General features: G+C 56.6%; 1 protein-coding gene. It reads right to left on the bottom strand.

The window, feature by feature from the left end; all coding sequences use genetic code 11:
- Positions 1-110 precede the first annotated feature (110 nt).
- The gene (locus tag H8696_RS11420; RefSeq protein ID WP_249317536.1) at positions 111-929 is read right to left on the bottom strand and encodes a DnaD domain-containing protein; all 819 of its coding nucleotides are present in this window, start codon (positions 927-929) and stop codon (positions 111-113) included.
- Positions 930-1,004: the final 75 nt, after the last annotated feature.

The raw sequence follows: 1,004 nt of genomic DNA, 5'->3' as shown, positions 1-1,004 counted from the left end.
TCCGGCCTTATTTTGGGGATCAGGCTGTGTCCGCTCTCGTGGCTGAGCAGCCCCCCGATGACCGCCTGTTCGGCCTCTATGTTCGCCCATTTGCTCATGCTCTCGCCCTCCTATGGCACTGGCAGCGGTTTGTAGGGATAGACTCTTGGCGGCCCCTTGGGCATAGGTCCGTCCCTCACGCTCTCGCCCATATCCTCAAGGGTCCTGACGCCGCTGGAGAGCTTGTTCTGGAGGATGCGCTCCACATAGCCCCAGGACCGTTTATCCCGTTTCGCTGCTTCGCTTATCGCCCACTTGATGAGCTCTATGTCCACGCCCTCCCGCAGGAAGGTCTCGATGCTCTCCATGGCTATGCCGTTAGCTGTCTGCCTCAGCTCTTTCTCGATGCAGGTCACCGCCTCGCGCACGCGTAGTATATATATATCTTCTTGTTTCGTTTCGTTTAGTTTATTATGGGGGTACAAATCCGCGGCAGATTCGCTGCAAATCTGCTGCAAATCTGCATCCGATTTGTAGGGGGGTACAATTTGGCCGCAATTTTGCCGCGATTCTGTGTCCGATTCGGCGCTGTTTGGGGTGGCGTCCTGGGCTTCATCCTCGCGATTCGGTGCATCGTTTGTATCCTCCAGTTGGAGATAGCGCACCCTATAGCTTGTGGCCCTGGTTCCGTTCCCCGCCTCGTAGGAGATAAGACCAGCTCTTTGCAGCTCCTCACGGGCCTTCCTGATGGCCCGCTGTTCCAGTCCTGTCCTCGCCTCCAGGATCGCCATGGAAGCGGCAAATTCCACCACCCAGCGCGCCTTATTGGCGGTATAGATCAGCCCATGCCACAACGTAATAGCCGGCGCCGAGAGCTCATGGGTCTCCAGCCAGTCGTAGAAGCGATTGATCTCCAGCATGTAGTTGATCGCTTGCCTTTGTTCCCCCACGCTTGTTCTCCCTTCCCCCATTTATGCCGGTACCCCTAATCTCCGGCACAAGATTTCATCCAGTTTGATCCCGTA

The organism is Gehongia tenuis (genome assembly GCF_014384795.1).
Lineage (GTDB): Bacteria > Bacillota > Clostridia > Christensenellales > NSJ-53 > Gehongia > Gehongia tenuis.
The sequence above is the reverse complement of the archived record's forward strand: the minus strand, read 5'-3'. Positions and strand labels throughout refer to the sequence as shown.